Source organism: Streptomyces sp. NPDC001315, assembly GCF_042896175.1.
Taxonomy (GTDB): domain Bacteria; phylum Actinomycetota; class Actinomycetes; order Streptomycetales; family Streptomycetaceae; genus Streptomyces.
In genome coordinates, this window is sequence record NZ_JBIAWZ010000010.1 from 22,107 (window position 1) to 41,222 (window position 19,116).

Annotated in this window: 14 protein-coding genes and 1 pseudogene; 7 read left to right on the top strand and 8 right to left on the bottom strand. The window is 70.0% G+C overall.

Annotated elements, in window-relative coordinates:
* Positions 1-10: 10 nt before the first annotated feature.
* Positions 11-2,524 (bottom strand): DEAD/DEAH box helicase, encoded by a 2,514-nt coding sequence (locus ACFY16_RS25650; protein WP_390649527.1) that lies wholly within the window; start codon positions 2,522-2,524, stop codon positions 11-13.
* Positions 2,525-2,669: 145 nt separating this feature from the next.
* On the opposite strand from ACFY16_RS25650, the gene ACFY16_RS25655 reads away from it, so the two are divergent.
* A complete protein-coding gene (locus tag ACFY16_RS25655) occupies positions 2,670-3,464 on the top strand; it encodes a metal-dependent hydrolase (RefSeq protein WP_390649528.1) in 795 nt (264 codons plus the stop codon).
* 47 nt (positions 3,465-3,511) lie between these two features.
* Here the strand turns inward: ACFY16_RS25655 and ACFY16_RS25660 are convergent, their stop codons facing one another.
* The 4 genes from ACFY16_RS25660 to ACFY16_RS25675 form a co-directional block, all read right to left on the bottom strand.
* A complete protein-coding gene (locus tag ACFY16_RS25660) occupies positions 3,512-3,787 on the bottom strand; it encodes a type B 50S ribosomal protein L31 (protein ID WP_390649529.1) in 276 nt (91 codons plus the stop codon).
* 51 nt (positions 3,788-3,838) lie between these two features.
* Complete coding sequence (locus tag ACFY16_RS25665) at positions 3,839-4,309, bottom strand: DUF5709 domain-containing protein (protein WP_390649530.1); 471 nt, start codon at positions 4,307-4,309, stop codon at positions 3,839-3,841.
* A 619-nt stretch (positions 4,310-4,928) separates the two neighbouring features.
* A complete protein-coding gene (locus ACFY16_RS25670) occupies positions 4,929-6,710 on the bottom strand; it encodes an ABC transporter ATP-binding protein (protein WP_390649531.1) in 1,782 nt (593 codons plus the stop codon).
* The gene (locus tag ACFY16_RS25675; RefSeq protein ID WP_390649532.1) at positions 6,707-8,563 is read right to left on the bottom strand and encodes an ABC transporter ATP-binding protein; all 1,857 of its coding nucleotides are present in this window, start codon (positions 8,561-8,563) and stop codon (positions 6,707-6,709) included. The genes ACFY16_RS25670 and ACFY16_RS25675 overlap by 4 nt, the downstream gene beginning before the upstream one ends.
* A 255-nt stretch (positions 8,564-8,818) precedes the next feature.
* Here ACFY16_RS25675 and ACFY16_RS25680 point away from each other — a divergent pair, with 255 nt between their 5' ends.
* On the top strand, positions 8,819-9,586 hold the full coding sequence (locus ACFY16_RS25680) for a L,D-transpeptidase family protein (protein ID WP_390649533.1): 768 nt from the start codon (positions 8,819-8,821) through the stop codon (positions 9,584-9,586).
* Positions 9,587-9,691: 105 nt separating this feature from the next.
* Complete coding sequence (locus ACFY16_RS25685; protein ID WP_390649534.1) at positions 9,692-11,341, top strand: peptide-N4-asparagine amidase; 1,650 nt, start codon at positions 9,692-9,694, stop codon at positions 11,339-11,341.
* Between the two features lie 68 nt (positions 11,342-11,409).
* Here ACFY16_RS25685 and ACFY16_RS25690 read toward each other — a convergent pair whose 3' ends face one another.
* Entirely contained in the window at positions 11,410-11,865 is a 456-nt protein-coding gene (locus tag ACFY16_RS25690) for a MarR family winged helix-turn-helix transcriptional regulator (protein ID WP_390649535.1), read from the bottom strand.
* Positions 11,866-11,958: 93 nt separating this feature from the next.
* Between ACFY16_RS25690 and ACFY16_RS25695 the strand changes: the two genes are divergently transcribed.
* Both ACFY16_RS25695 and mltG read left to right on the top strand, forming a co-directional pair.
* The gene (locus tag ACFY16_RS25695; protein ID WP_390649536.1) at positions 11,959-13,761 is read left to right on the top strand and encodes an ABC transporter ATP-binding protein; all 1,803 of its coding nucleotides are present in this window, start codon (positions 11,959-11,961) and stop codon (positions 13,759-13,761) included.
* Between the two features lie 43 nt (positions 13,762-13,804).
* A complete protein-coding gene (gene mltG, locus ACFY16_RS25700; protein WP_390649537.1) occupies positions 13,805-14,716 on the top strand; it encodes an endolytic transglycosylase MltG in 912 nt (303 codons plus the stop codon).
* A gap of 10 nt (positions 14,717-14,726) precedes the next feature.
* Here the strand turns inward: mltG and ACFY16_RS25705 are convergent, their stop codons facing one another.
* Entirely contained in the window at positions 14,727-15,803 is a 1,077-nt protein-coding gene (locus ACFY16_RS25705; RefSeq protein WP_390649538.1) for an NAD(P)-binding domain-containing protein, read from the bottom strand.
* A gap of 166 nt (positions 15,804-15,969) precedes the next feature.
* Positions 15,970-16,507 (bottom strand): annotated as a pseudogene (locus tag ACFY16_RS25710) (ABC transporter permease); the annotation flags it as partial.
* 117 nt (positions 16,508-16,624) lie between these two features.
* Between ACFY16_RS25710 and ACFY16_RS25715 the strand changes: the two are divergent.
* Positions 16,625-17,047, top strand: coding sequence for a secondary thiamine-phosphate synthase enzyme YjbQ (locus tag ACFY16_RS25715; protein ID WP_390649539.1), 423 nt, complete (start codon positions 16,625-16,627; stop codon positions 17,045-17,047).
* Between the two features lie 66 nt (positions 17,048-17,113).
* Positions 17,114-18,655, top strand: a complete 1,542-nt coding sequence (locus ACFY16_RS25720) for a recombinase family protein (RefSeq protein ID WP_390649540.1) — start codon at positions 17,114-17,116, stop codon at positions 18,653-18,655.
* Positions 18,656-19,116: the final 461 nt, after the last annotated feature.

Here is a 19,116-nt window from a genome sequence, read left to right on the forward strand (position 1 = left end):
TCTCCTTGGCTCACAGCTGGCCGACGTCGGTGACGCGGACGACGGCGCGACCTTCGGCGTCCGAGGCCGCGAGATCTACCTCGGCGCTGATGCCCCAGTCGTGATCGCCGTTGGGATCGTCGAAGATCTGGCGGACGCGCCACAGGCTGTGCTGCGGCTCCTCCTCGATCAGGAGCAGCTTGGGGCCGCGGGCGTTCGGGCCCGTGCCGAGCTCCTCGTACTCGTCCCAGTACTTGTCCATCGCGTCGCCCCAGGCCTGGGCGTCCCAGCCGGACTCGGCGTCCATCTCGCCCAGCTCCCCGACCTGATCGAGAGCGGCGAGCTCGACGCGGCGGAACATGGCATTGCGGACGAGGACACGGAAGGCGCGCGCGTTGGCGGTGACCGGCTTCACCTGGTCGGCCTTCTCCTGGGCCTCCTCGGCCGTCATCTCCTCGGGATTGGCCAGCTGCTCCCACTCGTCCAGCAGGCTGGAGTCGACCTGGCGCACCGTCTCGCCGAGCCAGGCGATCAGGTCCTGAAGGTCTTCGGACTTCAGGTCGTCCGGGACGGTGTGCTCGAGGGCCTTGTAGGCGCTGGCCAGGTAGCGCAGCACGATCCCCTCGGTGCGCGCCAGCTCGTAGTGGGAGACCAACTCCGTGAAGGACATCGCCCGTTCGTACATGTCACGGATGACGGATTTCGGCGACAGCGGATGGTCGCCCACCCACGGGTGGCTCTTGCGGTAGGTGTTGTACGCGTGGAAGAGCAGCTCCTCCAGGGGCTTGGGGTAGCTGATGTCCTGGAGACGCTCCATACGCTCCTCGTACTCGACGCCGTCCGCCTTCATCGCGGCAACGGCCTCGCCGCGCGCCTTGTTCTGCTGGGCGGCGAGAATCTGCCGCGGGTCGTCCAGTGTCGATTCCACGACCGACACCATGTCCAGCGCGTAGGACGGCGACTCCGGATCGAGGAGTTCGAACGCGGCCAGTGCGAACGTGGAGAGCGGCTGGTTGAGGGCGAAGTCCTGCTGGAGATCGACCGTGAGGCGCACGATGCGGCCGGTGGCGTCCGGCTCGTCGAGCTTCTCGACGATGCCGCCGTCCAGCAGGGAGCGGTAGATGGCGATCGCGCGCCGGATGTGCCTGAGCTGCTGCTTGCGCGGCTCGTGGTTGTCCTCCAGCAGCCGGCGCATCGCCTCGAAGGCGTTGCCGGGCCGGGCGATCACCGACAGCAGCATCGTGTGCGTCACCCGGAAGCGGGACGTCAGCGGTTCCGGGTCGGAGGTGATGAGCTTGTCGAAGGTGGTCTCGGCCCACGCGACGAAGCCCTCGGGTGCCTTCTTGCGGACCACCTTCCGGCGCTTCTTGGGATCGTCCCCGGCCTTGGCGAGTGCCTTCTCGTTCTCGATGACGTGCTCGGGCGCCTGCGCGACGACGAAGCCCGCTGTGTCGAAGCCGGCCCGCCCGGCGCGGCCCGCGATCTGGTGGAACTCACGGGCGCGCAGGGTGCGCACACGGTTGCCGTCGTACTTGGTCAGGGCCGTGAACAGCACGGTGCGGATGGGCACGTTGACGCCGACGCCGAGCGTGTCCGTGCCGCAGATGACCTTCAGCAGACCGGCCTGGGCGAGCTTCTCCACCAGACGCCGGTACTTGGGCAGCATGCCGGCGTGGTGCACACCGATGCCGTGCCGCACGTAACGGGAGAGGTTGCGGCCGAACTTGGTGGTGAAGCGGAAATTGCCGATCAGCTCGGCGATCTGCTCCTTCTCCTCCCGCGTGCACATGTTGATGCTCATCAGCGCCTGCGCGCGCTCCACGGCCTGCGCCTGCGTGAAGTGCACGATGTAGACGGGTGCCTGCTTGGTCTCCAGCAGGTCGGTGAGCGTCTCCGTGAGAGGTGTGAACCGGTACTCGTAGGACAGCGGCACGGGGCGGTTCGCCGAGCGGACCACCGCGGTGGGGCGGCCGGTGCGCCGGGTGAGGTCCTTCTCGAAGAAGGAGACGTCGCCGAGCGTGGCCGACATCAGGACGAACTGCGCCTGTGGCAGTTCGAGCAGGGGGATCTGCCAGGCCCAGCCGCGGTCCCCCTCCGCGTAGAAGTGGAACTCGTCCATGACGACCTGGCCGACGTCGGCGTCCTTGCCGTCGCGAAGCGCGATCGACGCCAGCACCTCGGCGGTGCAGCAGATCACGGGCGCGTCGGAGTTGACGGACGCGTCGCCGGTGAGCATGCCGACGTTCTCAGTGCCGAAGATCTTGCACAACTCGAAGAACTTCTCGGAGACCAGCGCCTTGATCGGGGCGGTGTAGAAGGTGACCTCGTCCCGGGCGAGCGCCGCGAAGTGGGCGCCCGCCGCGATCATGCTCTTGCCGGAGCCGGTGGGCGTCGACACGATCACGTTGGCGCCGGAGACCACCTCGATCAGCGCCTCCTCCTGGTGGGGGTAGAGCGTGAGACCGCGCTCCTCGGCCCACGACTCGAAGGCTTCGTAGAGGGCGTCGGGGTCTGGGGTCGGCGGCAGCTGATCGATGAGGGTCACGCACCCATCTTGCCTGGCCTTGGTCCCGATGCGGGAATCGGATGCGAGTCCGAAGATCACGACCGCTACGCTGTGTCGCCGACGGAGCGTCAACGCACCCGGTCAACTGGACAGCGGCACACGAGGAATGGGGCGGGCAACGGCCATGATGGGACCAGCACACTCACTGTCGGGCGCCGCAGCCTGGCTCGGCGTCGGGGCGGCGACCGCCGCGGCCGGGCACCCGATGCCCTGGCCGGTCCTGCTCTCCGGCGCTCTGATCTGCGCCGGTGCCGCGCTCGCCCCGGATCTCGACCACAAGGCCGCCACCATCTCCCGTGCGTTCGGTCCGCTCTCGCGCTGGCTCTGCGAGATCGTCGACAAGCTCTCGTACGCCGTCTACAAGGCCACGAAGAAGCAGGGCGACCCGCGCCGCTCCGGGGGACACCGCACGCTCACGCACACCTGGCTGTGGGCGGTCCTGATCGGTGCGGGCACCTCGGCGGTGGCGATCACCGGCGGCCGCTGGGCAGTGCTGGCGATCCTCTTCGTGCACATGGTGCTGGCCATCGAGGGCCTGCTGTGGCGGGCGGCCCGCGGTTCCAGCAGCGACGTACTGGTGTGGCTGCTGGCCGCGACCAGTGCGTGGATCCTCGCCGGTGTCCTGGACCAGCCGGGCAACGGTTCGGACTGGCTGTTCACGGCGCCGGGCCAGGAGTACCTGTGGCTGGGGCTGCCGATCGTGCTCGGCGCCCTGGTGCACGACATAGGGGACGCCCTGACCGTCTCCGGCTGCCCAATCCTGTGGCCGATCCCGTTGGGACGCAAGCGCTGGTACCCGCTCGGGCCGCCGAAGGCGATGCGATTCCGGGCGGGCAGCTGGGTCGAGCTCAGGGTGCTGATGCCGGTGTTCATGCTGCTCGGCGGAGTGGGCGGCGCCGCGGCGCTCAACTTCATCTGAGGGGTGTTGATCGTCCGACGGAGGCAGTCGGCGGTGCCGGTGGCGGCTCAGGTCGCGTCGTCGCCGGAGCCTTGCCCGCCCTCGCCGCCGTAGCGACGCTCGAACCGGGCGATGCGGCCCTCGGAGTCCACTGTCCGTGCCTTGCCCGTGTAGAACGGGTGGCTTTCCGAGGAGATCTCCACGTCGACGACCGGGTAGGTCTCGCCGTCGTCCCACTCGACGGTCTGGTCGCTGGTCGCGGTGGACCGGGTGAGGAAGGCGTATCCGGCGGCGCGGTCGCGGAAGACGACGGGGTGGTAGTCGGGCTGCTTGTCCTGCTGCATGGCTGCTCCTCGTGCGGCGGTGGAGAATCCGGCGGGCCGGGGACGTCGGGCTCAGCCGGACAGGGTGTCCTCGTCGACGATGTGCATCGCCGCCTCCTCGGCGGAGGCGGCCGCACCGTCGATGCCCACGTCCGTGGCGACCAGGGCGCTCTCCTCGTCCTCGTGCGCGCCCTCGTCGGGAGCGACGAGCCGGCCGGAGCGGAGGGCGCCGACCTCGTTGTCCAGGGCCTCCCCGTCGGTGTCCTCGCAGTCGCCGATGCCGTCGCCGTCGGGGACCTCGAGATCCGGCACCTCTTCCGCCAGACGCTGGTCGAGGGTCTCGCCCCGATGCCGCTCCTCGGCCGTGACATCGGCGCGCTCCACCGCCCATGGCCGGTCCGGAGGGGACCAGCCCCGGTCGAGGGGATCACCTACGCCGTCGTTCTCCAGCGTGTCTTCCACGTCGAGGAGCCCCGCGTCAGCCTGGATCTCGGATCCGTCGGGCTGGTAGACGTCGTCTCCCCATCCGTCGGCGCTGTTCACGGGTACCTCCAGGTGGTGGGAACGGGCCCGCTCGCACCGCGGTCGGCCACGGGCCGCCGCCGCACGGGGCGCAGGCTGCACGCGGCACGCCCCGGGGGCTTCCCGGGCGCTTCCCGAACCTGTGCCGCTTTCCAGCGTTCCACCCGGGTTCGGGACTGCGCAACGCCAGACGACGAGGAGAGGCCCACTACCGGAACTGGCCCCGACTCCCACTGCCCCCGCGCGAGCCACACCGGGACTTCCGGCCGCCACCGAAAGGACAAGCTCGGGTGGCCCACTCCGCCCGGCGTGGTTGCCCCCGCACGGCCGTCCACGGCCGGCGCCGGGCCCTGGTCAGCCCTGCACCCGGCCCGGTTCCGCCGACCGGGGTCGGCCCTGGCCGGCGGGGGCCCGGCGCCGTTCGGAGCCGCGAGCCTGCCGGCCGCGCCCCGGTCTCCGGCCTGTCGGCGGACCCCGTTCCATGCCAGGTCCGGCTGACCGACCCGGTGATCCTTTCCGCTCCGGGCAGAGGGCCCCCTTGGCCCACCGCGGTCAGTCGTCCGGCAGCGGCGGCCCTTACACGGTTGCCGAACCCTGTCGGCCGCCCCGCATCCACCCGCGCCTGGTACCCCCACCACCGTCAGCCGTGCCAGGACCGCCACAGAGCCGCGTACGCGCCGTCCGCTGTGACGAGATCGTCGTGGCTGCCCAGCTCGCTGATGCGGCCGTTCTCCACGACGGCGATGACGTCCGCGTCGTGGGCGGTGTGCAGGCGGTGGGCGATGGCGATCACCGTACGGCCGTCGAGGACGCGGGCCAGGGAGCGCTCCAGGTGGCGTGCGGCCCGCGGGTCGAGCAGCGAGGTCGCCTCGTCCAGGACCAGTGTGTGCGGGTCGGCCAGTACCAGCCGGGCCAGCGCGATCTGCTGTGCCTGGGCCGGGGTGAGCGTGAGACCCCCCGAGCCGACCTCCGTGTCCAGGCCGTCATCGAACGCACGCGCCCAGCCGTCGGCGTCGACCGCGCCCAGTGCCGCCCACAGCTCGGCGTCGACCGCGTGGGTACGGGCGAGCAGGAGGTTGTCGCGCAGGGAACCCACGAACACGTGGTGCTCCTGATTGACGAGGGCCACGTGGGAGCGGACCCGCTCGGCGGGCATCCGGGACAGCTCGGCGCCGCCGAGGGCGATTCGGCCTTCCCGGGGGGCGTAGATGCCGGCGAGCAGCCTGCCCAGCGTGGACTTGCCCGCGCCCGACGGGCCGACCAGGGCCAGCCGGGTGCCGGGGGCGACCGCCAGCGACACATCGCGCAGCACGTCGACGCCCGCGCGGTAGCCGAAGTGCACGCGCTCGGCGTCGACGTCGCGTCCGTCGGGGGACACCGATTCCTCCCCCGCGTCGGGCTCGATGTCCCGGACCCCGACCAGCCGGGCCAGCGACACCTGGGCCACCTGCAGCTCGTCGTACCAGCGGAGGATCAGGTTCACCGGATCGACCAGCATCTGGGCGATCAGCGCACCCGTGGTCAGCTGACCGACACCGATCCAGCCCCGCAGGACGAACACCCCGCCGATCATCACGACGGAGGCGAGCACGGTCACATGGGTGACGGTGATGACCGGGAAGAGCACCGACCGCAGCCAGAGCGTGTAGCGCTCCCAGGCCGTCCACTCCTTGATCCGGCGCTCCGACTGCTCGACGCGGCGGACCCCGAGCCGGTGCGCCTCGATGGTGTGACCGGCGTCCACGGTCTCGGCGAGGGCGGCGGCGACGGCGGCGTACCCGGCGGCTTCGGAACGGTAGGCGGAGGGCGCCCGTTTGAAGTACCAGCGGCAGCCCAACACCAGCAGCGGCCCGGCGAGCAGTACGGCCGGGGCCAGGGGCGGCGCGGTGATGATGAGCCCGCCGAGCAGCAGCGCCGTCCACATCACGCCGATCGCGAGCTGCGGCACAGCCTCACGCATGGCGTTGCCCAACCGGTCGATGTCCGTGGTGATCCGGGAGAGCAGGTCGCCCGTGCCGGCCCGCTCGAGGACGCCCGGCGGCAGCCCGACCGCCCGCACGAGGAAGTCCTCGCGCAGGTCGGCCAGCATCCGCTCACCCAGCATTGCGCCCCGCAGGCGCACCTGCCGCACAAAGACGGCCTGGACGAGCAGTGCGATCACGAACACGGCGGCGGTGCGCTCCAGATGGAGTTCCTGCGCCCGGTCCGACACACGCTCGACGAGGGCGCCCAGCAGCCACGGGCCCACCATCGAGGTGACCACGGCGACCGTATTGACCGTGATGAGCAGCAGGAAGGCACGGCGATGCCGGCGGAACAGTTCGGCCACATAGGCGCGTACGGTCGCGGGGGCGCCGACGGGCAGGGTGTTCGCCGTCGTCGGGGCCGCCGGGTCGTAGGCCGGTGGCGCCACGCCGATCATGCGGTCTCCTCGATCTCTTCCAGGGCGCCTCGGAAGGCGCCTTCGTCTTCTGGTCCTGATGCGGCTGATGCGGCCGACATGGCTTTCGACATGGCTTCCGATCCGGCGCCGAAGGCCCGCTCCTCGTCCGTCTCCCGCGTCACCACCGCTCGGTACCGGGGCTCCGTGTGCACCAGCTCCCGGTGTACGCCGACCGCCGCGACCTCGCCCTCGTGTACGAGGACGACCCGATCGGCGCGGTCCAGGAGCAGCGGCGAGGAGGTGAACACCACCGTCGTGCGGCCCGCCCGCAACCGGCGCACGCCCTCCGCGATCCTTGCCTCGGTGTGCGAGTCGACGGCGGAGGTCGGCTCGTCCAGGACGAGGACCCCCGGATCCGTGATCAGTGACCGGGCCAGCGCGAGGCGCTGGCGCTGGCCGCCCGACAGGGAGCGTCCGCGTTCGGTGACGCGGGCGTCCATCGGGTCCTCGGCGTCGAACGAACCCTGGACGAGTGCCTCCAGGACGTCCCCGCACTGCGCGGCCGCCAGCGCATCCCGCGGGTCGACGGCACCCGAGGCGGGCACGTCGAGCAGTTCGCGCAGTGAGCCGGAGAGCAGCACGGGGTCCTTGTCCTGGACGAGGACGGCCGTCCGTGCGGTGTCGAGGGGGAGTTCGTCCAGGGGCACACCGTCCAGCAGTACAGAGATGCCGGCTTCCGCCGGGTGCCCGCCGAGCCGTTCCGCCAGCCGTCCCGCCGCGTCCGGGTCGCCGCAGACCACCGCCGTGAGCCGGCCGGCCGGTGCGAGGAGACCGGTGTCCGGGTCGTACAGGTCGCCGGACGGCACGTCGGCCGCGCGCGAGCCCCCGGTGTCGGTGACCCGCTCCAGCGACAGCACGCCGGCCGCCCGCCGGGCGGAGGGCCGTGAGAAGGAGTACGCCATGGCGATCTCCTCGAAGTGCCGCAGCGGATAGGTGAGCACCATGACCGAGCTGTAGACCGCGACCAGTTCACCGACGGTGATCCGGCCCTGGCGGGCCAGGTGGATGCCGTAGCAGACGACGGCGATCAGCAGCAGGCCCGGTAGCAGTACCTGGATCGCCGAGATCAGGGACCACATCCGGGCGCTGCGCACGGCCGCCTGGCGGACCTCCTGCGAGGCGCGGCGGTAGCGGTCGAGGAACAGTTCCTCGCCACCGATGCCACGCAGCACGCGCAGGCCGGCGACGGTGTCGGAGGCCAGCTCGGTGGCGCGTCCGGCCTTCTCGCGCTGGAAGTCGGCCCGCCGAGTGGCGCGTGGCAGCAGCGGGAGCACGGCGAGCGCCAGCACGGGGAGCCCCACGGCGACGACCAGACCGAGCGCCGGCTGGTAGACGACCAGGCCCACGCAGACCAGCACGACGGTGAGCGCGGCCGCGGTGAACCGGGACACGGACTCCACGAACCAGCCGATCTTCTCGACGTCACCGGTGGAGACGGCCACGACTTCTCCGGCCGCGACCCGCCGGGTCAGCGCCGAGCCCAACTGGGAGGCCTTGCGGGCCAGCAGCTGCTGCACGCGCGCCGCCGCCGTGATCCAGTTGGTGACCGCGGCCCGGTGGAGGAACGTGTCGCCGACGGCGATGCCGACACAGCACAGGGCCATCAGTCCGCCCGCGAGGGCGAGCCGGGCGCCGGAGCGGTCGACGACGGCCTGGACGGCGTAGCCGACGCAGAACGGCTGGGCGGAGACGGCCACGAAGTGCAGCAGTCCCCAGGCCAGCGCCCGGAACTGTCCGCCCAGCTGGTTCCGGCCGAGCCACCACAGGAACCGGGGCCCCGAACGTGCGTCCGGCACACCCGGGTCGGGATACGGAAGGTCTTGAATCTGCATGACGTCCCAGTGGCTCGTGTCAGGGGATGGAGGGAAGGGGGAGGGAAGGCAACCGAAGGAACCGCGAGGCGCGGCAGCAAACCGTGAAAGGTTCGCGTCGGAGCGTGGTCAAAATCAACCCGTTTTCCGGGGCGCCGTACAGATCCGGCTACCGACACTCCGGCTACGGACGGCGAGCGGTCCGGATCGGTCGGGCGTGGCCTGGATGTACACAACCCGACGCAAACGTCCGGAAAGTGATGCGAGGATGGGGCGATGCAGAGTGGCGGCGCACGGCGTGCGCGGTTCCCGACGGCGGCCCGCGGCCATCAATTGGCGACCCTGGTCATCCTGGTAACCGTGGCGGCACTGTCCGGCTGCGGTGGTCCGGATGGGGGACACTCCGGCGAGGCGGGATCCCCCGCCGAGGCGGACCGTACCCGCCCGAGTGTCGCGGACCCGACTCGTATCCCGGACGTCGCAGAGCGCTTTCAGCGGCAGATCCCCGCCGACTCCCGCCAGGTCGTGGCGGTCTACGGGGACGGCAGGGACTCCGCCGACTCCATGGTCGTGCTCTACACGAAACGCGGCTCCGCCTGGGACCGCACCCGCAGTTGGCCCGCGCACAACGGCAAGAAGGGCTGGACCACCGACCACCGCGAAGGGGACAGGCGCAGCCCCATCGGCGTGTTCACGCTCACCGACGCCGGCGGGGTCCTCGCGGACCCCGGTGCCGGACTCCCGTACACCCGGTCCGCCGACTTCGCGGCCCCCCGCTGGTGGGCCAGGTCGCACTGGCACGACTTCGACTATGTCATCGCCATCGACTACAACCGCGTCAAGGGCACCCCGCCGAACGACCCGACCCGCCCCGAGGGTGATGCCAAGGGCGGCAGCATCTGGCTGCACATGGACCACGGCAGCGGTACGTCGGCCTGCGTCAGCCTGTCCAAACCCGCGATGGAGTACCTGCTGCGCACACTTGACCCCAACGGGCATCCTGTGGTGGTGATGGGAGACAGGGCCGACCTCGAGGCCTGGTAGTACGCATGGAGGACATGTCGCACGGAGGTCCCGTACGCATGGAGGGCCGTACGCATGAGGGAGGCCTCATTGCGGTGACGGCCAACTCCCCGTAGAACACCGGCCATGAGAAGCCGGATCATCATGTCCATGCTCACCGGAGCGACCCTCCTGCTGAGTGCCCTCGTCGGGGCGGGGCCCGCCCAAGCCGCGGCTGCCCCCTCGTCCGCCGATGTCCCCGCCGAGTTCGGTACCGACTGGCACGACCCGCTCACCGCCGGCCCGCCCGTGGCCAAGCCGGACGCCAAGTCCTGCCAAGTCACCGTCGCCGAGGCGCAGTTCCGCGACTTCACGCCGTACAGGGGCGCCTACGCACCCCCCGACGGCTGCGGCGACCGCTGGAGCAAGGTCGTGCTTCGGCTCGACGGCAGGGTCCAGGGGCGGCAGTTCGACCGGCTCGGCTATCTGCACGTCGGCGGCGTGGAGATCTTCCGTACGTCGACACCGGAGCCGTCGCCCGCCGGCATCGAGTGGTCCGTGGAGAAGGACGTCACGCGCTACAGCGACACGTTCCGCCATGGCCAGGACGTCGAGATGCTCATCGGAAACGTCGTCGACGACACGTACACCGGCGTCATCGACGTCAAGGTCACGCTCACCTTCTACGCGCCGCAGGAGGCGCACCCCGCGTCGCAGGCGTCGCACGAGGCGAGACAGGCAGCGATCCCCGACCGCGTGCTGACCCTCGCCGACGGCGCCACCCTCATCACCCCGCGCAACAGTGAACGCATCGTCGCCGAGGTGTACGCCACCGGCTCCGGCGGAGGCTGCGAGGAGTACTGGTACCTGACGGTGCCCGATGCGGCGCCCTACTCCTGCAAGGCGGACCAGGGTCCCTACCGTGAGGTGCAGATCAAGGTCGACGGCCAACTCGCCGGAATCGCCACGCCGTTCCCGACCGTGTGGACCGGCGGCTGGTCCAATCCCTTCCTCTGGTACGTCGTTCCGGGACCGCGCGCCTTCGACATCAAGCCGATCGAATACGACCTGACCCCCTTTGCCGGGATCCTCAACGACGGCCGCCCGCACCGCGTCGAGGTCTCCGTCGTCGGTGTGCCCGAGGGGCAGGCCGGCTGGAGCACTCCTGTCAACGTGCTCGTCTGGCAGGACGCGCGGCGTACGCACGTCACCGGTGAACTCACCGTGCACAAGTCCGGCGACCTCGCCAACTCCTCGACGTACACTCCCGGTTCGGAGCACCGGGTGGACACCGAGGGCGGGCACCGGTTCACCGTCGCCGGGTACGTCGACACCTCGCACGGCCGGGTCACGACCACCGTGAACCGCTCGCTGGCGAACACCTCCGCGCACCGCTGGACCGACGGCGAGAACACCGATGGCCTGGACGCCACCTGGACCGACGACGAGTCGGTGACCATCGACGGACGCGGAGCGGCCCGCACGACGCGCACCCACCGGACGTACACGATGGACGGCACGACCACGATCGGCGGGGACGATCGGCTGCGCACCGTGCTGACGCTGGGCGACCGCGCCGCGGTCGTCGAGACGCGCGGCGCCAGGCGTACGGCATGGTCGCGGCTCGACGACACCTACACGGGTGACGCCACGTTCACCGTCAATGTGCCGCGCGACCAGCGGCACGCGGTCGGCACGACGGGCGAGCGGTACCGGTGGTACGGCTCGGACGGTTGCTACGACCGGTCCCTGACCACAGTTCAGGGGGTGCTCATGGAGGACCGGCGCGGCTGCTGAGCCCAGTTGTGTGCGATGCGTCACTCGGGGTGCGGCCGCCGCCTGTTCTGGCGGCCGTCGCCCGCTGTTCAGCAGGTCCGCCCCCGCTCCGGCATCCCGTCCACCAGCGTGTCCAGCAACCCCCCGAGCACCTCCCGCTGCTCGCCCGTCAACGGGGCCAGGATCTCCTGCGCGGCGGACACGCGCGCACCGCGCAACTCACGCAGGGCCGTGCGGCCGTCGTCCGTGAGCTCGATGCGGATCACCCGGCGGTTGGTCGGATCGGGGACCCGGCGCACCTTGCCGCTCGCCTCCAGTCCGTCGACCAGGGTTGTCACGGCCCGAGGCACCACCTCCAGGCGTTCGGCGAGGTCGGCCATGCGCGGGGGAGCGTCGCAGTGTGCCAGTGTGCGCAGCAGCCGGGCCTGGGCCGGCGTCACGCCCAGCCCGCGCTGCGCCAGGTGATGCTTCTGGATGCGGTGCACCCGGCGCGTGAGCCGGAGCAGTTGCTCGGCGAGCAGGCCGTCGGGATCGGGGGTGGTCATACGGGAACAATATCAGGACCATGTTCATTGTGAGTATAGGTAACAATGAGCTATGCTCCATCAGTCCTCGACCTCTCACCCTCCGTAGGAGCCATGCCCCGCGACCACATCGACTGGACCCCCTCTCCCGGCACCTCGACCGACCAACCCCGGCAGGTGCGCCGCATCCTCACCCTGTTCAAGCCCTACCGCGCCCGGCTCACGGTCGTCGGCCTGCTGGTCGGCGCCTCGTCCCTGGTCACCGTGGCCACCCCCTTCCTGCTGAAGGAGACGCTGGACGTCGCGATTCCGCAGGGCCGCACCGGCCTGCTGAGCCTGCTCGCGCTGGGCATGATCCTCAGCGCCGTCCTCACCAGCGTCTTCGGCGTCCTGCAGACCCTGATCTCCACGACCGTCGGCCAGCGCGTCATGCACGACCTGCGCACCGCCGTCTACGGTCGCCTGCAGCGCATGTCGCTCGCCTTCTTCACCCGCACCCGCACGGGCGAGGTGCAGTCCCGCATCGCCAACGACATCGGCGGCATGCAGGCCACCGTCACCTCCACCGCGACCTCCCTGGTCTCCAACCTCACCAGCGTGGTCGCCACGATCGTCGCGATGATCGCTCTCGACTGGCGGCTGACCGTCGTCTCGCTGCTTCTGCTGCCGGTCTTCGTGTGGATCAGCCGTCGCGTCGGCAACGAACGCAAGAAGATCACCACCCAGCGCCAGAAGCAGATGGCCGCGATGGCGGCGACCGTCACCGAGTCGCTCTCTGTCAGCGGCATCCTGCTCGGCCGCACCATGGGCCGCTCCGACTCGCTCACGCGGTCCTTCTCCGAGGAGTCCGAGCAACTGGTCGACCTCGAAGTGCGGTCGAGCATGGCAGGCCGCTGGCGCATGGCCGTGATCACGATCGTCATGGCCGCCATGCCCGCCGTCATCTACTGGACCGCGGGCATCGCCCTCCAGGCAGGCGGCCCCGATGTCTCGATCGGCACCATCGTCGCCTTCGTCTCGCTCCAGCAGGGCCTGTTCCGCCCGGCCGTGAGCCTCCTGTCGACCGGCGTCCAGATCCAGACCTCGCTCGCGCTCTTCCAGCGCATCTTCGAGTACCTCGACCTGCCCATCGACATCACCGAGCGCGAAGAGCCCGTCCGTCTCGACCGTGTCAAGGGCGAGGTCCGCTTCGAGGACGTCACCTTCGGCTACGACGGCAAGGGAGGCCCGGTTCTCGACGGCATCGACATCACCGTCCCCGCGGGGAGCAGCCTCGCGCTCGTCGGCGCGACCGGCGCGGGCAAGTCCACGCTCGGCTATCTGGTGCCACGCCTGTACGACGTCACGGGCGGCCGCGTCACCCTCGACGGCGTCGACGTCCGTGACCTGGACTTCGACACCCTGGCCCGCGCGGTCGGCGTCGTCTCGCAGGAGACGTACCTCTTCCACGCCTCGGTCGCCGAGAACCTGCGCTTCGCCAAGCCCGACGCCACCGACGAGGAGCTGTACGCGGCGGCCGGGGCAGCCCAGATCCACGACCACATCGCGTCGCTGCCCGACGGCTACGACACGGTCGTCGGCGAGCGCGGCCACCGCTTCTCGGGTGGTGAGAAGCAGCGCCTGGCGATCGCCCGCACGATCCTGCGCGATCCGCCGGTACTGATCCTCGACGAGGCGACCAGCGCCCTGGACACCCGCACCGAACACGCCGTCCAGGAGGCCATCGACGCCCTGTCCGCCAACCGCACGACGCTCACCATCGCGCATCGGCTGTCCACCATTCGGGGTGCCGACCAGATCGTGGTCCTGGACTCCGGACGTGCGGTCGAACGGGGCACGCACGAGGAGCTGTTGGAGCGGGACGGGCGGTACGCGGCCCTCGTACGCCGGGACGCCCAACTGGAGCCGACAAGCTGAAGATATGCCGGGTTTGTGACGGTATACGGGTTACCGTGCCCGCATGCAGATGAACACTCCGCCACGGAGCACGATTCGACTGACGCGCCGGGGCCGTCTCGCCCTCATCGCGACTGGGGCCGTCGTGGCCGGCACCGCCGTGGCGGTGCCGCTGCTGAGCCTGGACGACGACGAGCCCGCCAGGCCCGCCTCGCTGGTGATCCCGGAGGGCTGGCGGTCGAGCCAGGTCTACGACGCCGTCGACAAGGCCCTCGAACTGCCTGCCGGTGCCACCAGACAGTCGCTCGCGAAGGCCGGCCTCAAGCTGCCGAACGACGCCGAGGGAAATCCTGAGGGCTATCTGTTCCCGGCGACGTATCCGGTGGCGGAGAAGGCCACCCCCCAGTCGCTGCTGTCGGCCATGGTCGACACCGCGAACCGTAAGTTCAACAAGGTGCCCATCGCGTCCGGCGCGCAGCGCAACGCGATGAACGTCTACCAGGCGGTCACCATCGCCAGCATCATCCAGGCCGAGTCCGCCACCAAGGCCGACATGGGCAAGGTGGCCCGGGTCGTCTTCAACCGGCTGGAGCGCGGCATGCCGCTCCAGATGGACTCCACCATCAACTACGCGCTCAACCGCTCCACCCTGCGCACCACGGCCGACGACACCAGGATCGAGAGCCCCTACAACTCCTACCAGCGCATGGGACTGCCGCCCACGCCGATCGACAACCCCGGCGAGGAGGCGATGAGAGCCGCGATCAACCCGACCCCGGGCGACTGGCTGTACTTCGTCACCGTCAAGCCGGGCGACACCCGGTTCACGGCCGACTACCAGCAGCACCTGCGCAACGTCGCCGAGTTCAACGCCTTGCAGAAGAGCGCGAGCCCGCCGTCCACGACTACGAGCCCGCAGCCCACGACTGCGAGCCCGCAGCCCACGGCTACGAGCCCGCAGTCCGCGACCAAGTGAGGGCGGGACGTCAGGCGGCCACCGGTTCTCCCGCGAGCAGACGCCTGATGTCCCGTACCGCCGCACGTCCGGCCCGGTTGGCGCCGATCGTGCTCGCCGACGGGCCGTAGCCGACTAGGTGAACACGCGGGTCGGTGACCGCGCGCGTCCCGTCGACGCGGATCCCGCCGCCCGGCTCGCGCAGCCGCAGCGGTGCCAGATGGTCGACGGCGGGCCGGAAGCCGGTCGCCCACAGGATGACGTCGGCGGCCGCGCGCCGCCCGTCCTTCCACTCCACGCCGTTCGGGGTGATCCGGTCGAACATCGGCAGCCGGTCCAGGACGCCGTCCGCCAGCCCCTGCCTGATCGCGTCGTTGAGGGGCAGGCCGGTGACGGAGACGACGCTCCTCGGCGGCAGCCCCTGCCGCACCCGCTCCTCCACCAGTGCCACGGCGGCCCGGCCCGCGTCCTCGTCGAAGGGGCCCTCGCGGAAGACGGGCGGCCGCCGGGTGACCCAGGTGGTCGCGGCAGCGTACGGGGCGATCTCCAGCAGGTGCTGGGTACCGGACGCCCCGCCGCCCACGACGACCACCCGCTGCCCGGCGAACTCCTCGGGCCCGGGATACTGCGCGGTGTGCAACTGCCGTCCGAGGAAGGTCTCCTGGCCGGGATAGCGCGGCCAGAACGGCCGGTCCCAGGTGCCGGTCGCGTTGATCAGCGCGCGAGCCGACCAGGCACCGTCGGACGTCTCCACGAGCAGTCGGCCACCGGAGCCCTCGCGCACGGCCCGCACGTCGACAGGGCGCCGTACCCGCAGGTCGAAGGTGCGCTCGTACCGGTCGAAGTACTCGGTGATCACCTCGGAGGAGGGCCGCGCGGGATCGGCGTCCGTCAGCTCCATCCCGGGTAGCGAATGCATCCCGTGCACCTTGCCGTACGTCAGCGAGGGCCACCGGAACTGCCAGGCGCCGCCCGGGCCGGGGGAGTGGTCGAGAACCACGAAGTCGCGCTCCGGGAGGAATCCGGTGCGCCGCAGGTGATAGGCGCTGGACAGGCCGGCCTGACCAGCGCCCAGGACGACTGCCTCGACCTCGCGCGTGTTGTTCACGCTTCCACTAACAGGGGTGCGGTCGTGGATCTTCCCCCGAGGAGTGTGGAGGTGACGTCATTCACGAGCCCGTGGAGGCGAGGGCGGGTGTTGCCGACACCGCCGATGTCGACGGCCTTGGCGTTGACGGCCTCCGGCAGCGGCGGGCCGGAGGTGAAGGTGGGCCAAGCGGGAACGTCACGACGAGCGTGATGATCGCGCCCTTCGGGGGTCTCGCCGATGCCGGACCAGATGATGAACAGCGGGATGACCCCCGAAGCGCACGGTGCACAGCATCTGGACGGGGGCGTCCACGAGGTCCTCGCCGATCCTGAACAGACCCGAGACGAGGGCGAGTCCGGTACCGATGACCGTGCCGAGCAGCAGTCCGGACGTGACGCGCTGAAGCGTGATGCCCATCGCGGAGGGGAGCGACCCGTCGCCGATCGGATCGCCGGTGACCTGGGAGATCCGTCCGGGCGAGGCCAGTACGTCGGAGGTCAACGCACCTGTGCCGCTGAGGAGTTGGCGCAGGGTCAGCAACAGGACGGGGCCCCGGTGGTGCGGCGCAACCAGCGCGGGACGCGCGTACGGCGAGCGGGGGCGTTCGGTGACGTCGGCCTGGGCGGCGTGCGACTTGGTGGAACTGGACTTGGCGGTGCCCGAGTCGGCCATGGCGTGATGCCGGGTTCGGGCAAGCCGGGCGGGGCGTGACCGGTGCTCATGAGCGCTCCACGGGGGAGAGCGTCCGGTGAGGGGATACGCCATGAAGCGCCGCATCCTGTGTCGTGGGTCGGGTGCCAGTCGCGTGCGGAATCGGGTCCATGGGTGAGGATGGGGCCATGTCAGATGCCTTCACCACTCGAGTCCTGCACGTCGCCTCCGGCTCCGAAGAGCGGGTCGTCGACCTCACCCGTGACTGCGAGGCATTCCTGCGGGAGGCGGCCGGCGGCCGTGACGGCCTCCTGAACGTCTTCGTCCCCCACGCCACCGCGGGCATCGCGATCATCGAAACGGGGGCGGGCAGCGACGACGACCTCCTCGCCGCCCTTCACGCCCTCCTCCCCGCCGACGACCGCTGGCAGCACCGCCACGGCAGCCCCGGCCACGGCCGCGACCACGTCCTCCCGGCGCTCGTCCCGCCCCACGCGACACTGCCGGTGCTGGGCGGGAGGCTGGAGTTGGGGACGTGGCAGTCGGTGTGCCTGGTCGACACGAACATCTCTAAAGGCAACCGTCAGGTTCGCCTGAGCTTCCTCGGCTGACCAAGATCGCTCCCGGGGGTCGTGCCGCCAATTCTCCGTACCATGCGTGCGCGAACGGAGAGAAACATGCGCGGTACGGACCCAAGTGTGATCGAACGCCCCTATGACGGATGCGGCAAATGTCTGCTCGGAGTGCGGCGGCTATCGCGCGTGAAGCTGGCAACGTCGTCCCCCGAACGCCAGCGGGAGAATGTGCTCACTGCCGCCGCCTCCGTCGGCGCGCACATCATCGGCTGGGCGGACGACTGGGAGGTTTCGGGCGCCACCGACCCCATGACCCGCCCCAAGCTCGGCCCTTGGCTCCGCGACGAGAGGGGACCTTACGACGGCTTGGTCGCGGCAGCGGTGGACCGGCTCGGCCGCAACGTCGTCGATTGCCTGAACACCGGATACAAGATGCGGGACGAGAAGAAGATGCTCGTCACGTACGGACACGATGGCGCCTGGGATCTTGATGACCCTGCCGACGAGAATCGCTTCACCATGGAAGCCTGGGGCGCGCAGATGGAACTCCGCGCGATCCAGCGCAGGAACCGCGACGCGACGATCAAGACCCGTGCGGCAGGCCGCCCCAAGGGCAAGCCGTCCTACGGCTTCCTATACGTGCGGAAGGTGGTGGGAGGCAAGATCGACCATGTCGAACTTCACCCGCACGCCTCCGAGGTGATACGCGAGGTCGCCCGTCGCATCCTGGCCGATTCCGACAACGTCACCACCAGCAGTGAGGCTGCCCGCCTCAACCGTGCCGGAGAGCTGTCGCCCGCAGATCACTTGGCCGTGATGTATGGCAAGTCGGCGGGGGGACGGCCGTGGTCCCCGCAGAGCCTGAGGAACATCCTCCTGTCGGAGGCCACCCTCGGCTACCTGATGCACCGGAACAAGCCGGTGCTTGGGAGGGACGGCAACCCCATGAGGCTCTGCGAAGGACTGTGGGACCGGGCGACGCATGAGGCGTTGAAGAAGGCCGTACTCGATCGGAAGGTTCCTTGGACGCGCCACTCGAACCGTGAGTACCTTCTGACGTACGTCGCCCTGTGCGGACAGTGCCACACGCGCTTGTACACCCAGACGTCAAAGGACGCTCCTCCGCGCTATACCTGTACAGCCCGGAACAAGGGCTGGCGGCACGCCCAGCACTGCCGTCCTGCACCGCTCATCAACGCCCACCTCCTCGACTCGTATGTCGAGGAATGGTTTCTCCAGGAGCTCGGAGACGGGCTGATCTACGAGACGGTGTACGACCCGGGAAACGGCGTCCCCGAGCGCATAGCGGAGACACGGGCCAGCCGCGAACGACTTCGAGCCGATCGTGAGGCCGGCCTCTACGATTCAGCGGACGACGCCGCTTGGTTCCGGGATCGATATGCCGCATTGGGGCGCGAGCTGGTTGCCCTCGAGGCCGAGCCCCAGCGGACGCCCGGCATGGTCCGGCGACCTACGGGTGAGACCGTTGCCGACCGCTGGTTCGGCGCTGCGGACGTGCAGGCCCGCAAGGAGATTCTGATCGACTTCGGTATCCGGGTGACCCTCTTCCCGGCCAGCGCCCCGGTTCGCTGGGTACCCGGCTTCATACACGGCCCCGAGCAGAGTCCGACGGACACGCTGTAGGGGAAGGCTTACGTGGGTGATGCGCTGACGGGCGGATCACCCACGTAAGCCATTACCGCGCAACTCCGGCCTGTGCAAGCCGAGTATTACTGGAAGTCTTTCGGTACGGCGGACAGGCGGCAAGGTGAGTTGGGTGGTTGGGATGGGCGATGAGGAACTGCGTAAGAGCGCGGTGGCAGAGTTGCGAGTTGAGCACACGGTTTCCGATGCAGTATGGGTGATCACGTCGCGAGACCGATTGGTCGACCAGGCGATCGCCGAGGCTGTGCCAACGAAGCGGCATGTCGGGTCTCCAGAATCCTGCGGGCTCGTACGGATCGTCCTGGCCGATGAGGTTTCGATACGAATAGAAGATGGTTCTGTTCTTTGTGGCCGAGAGTTTCTGGAGGGGGCAGGCGAGCGGTGCCCCTGTCATGAGGGCGGAGACGCGAAGCTGAGCGGAAAGTATGGATGCCTCTGTG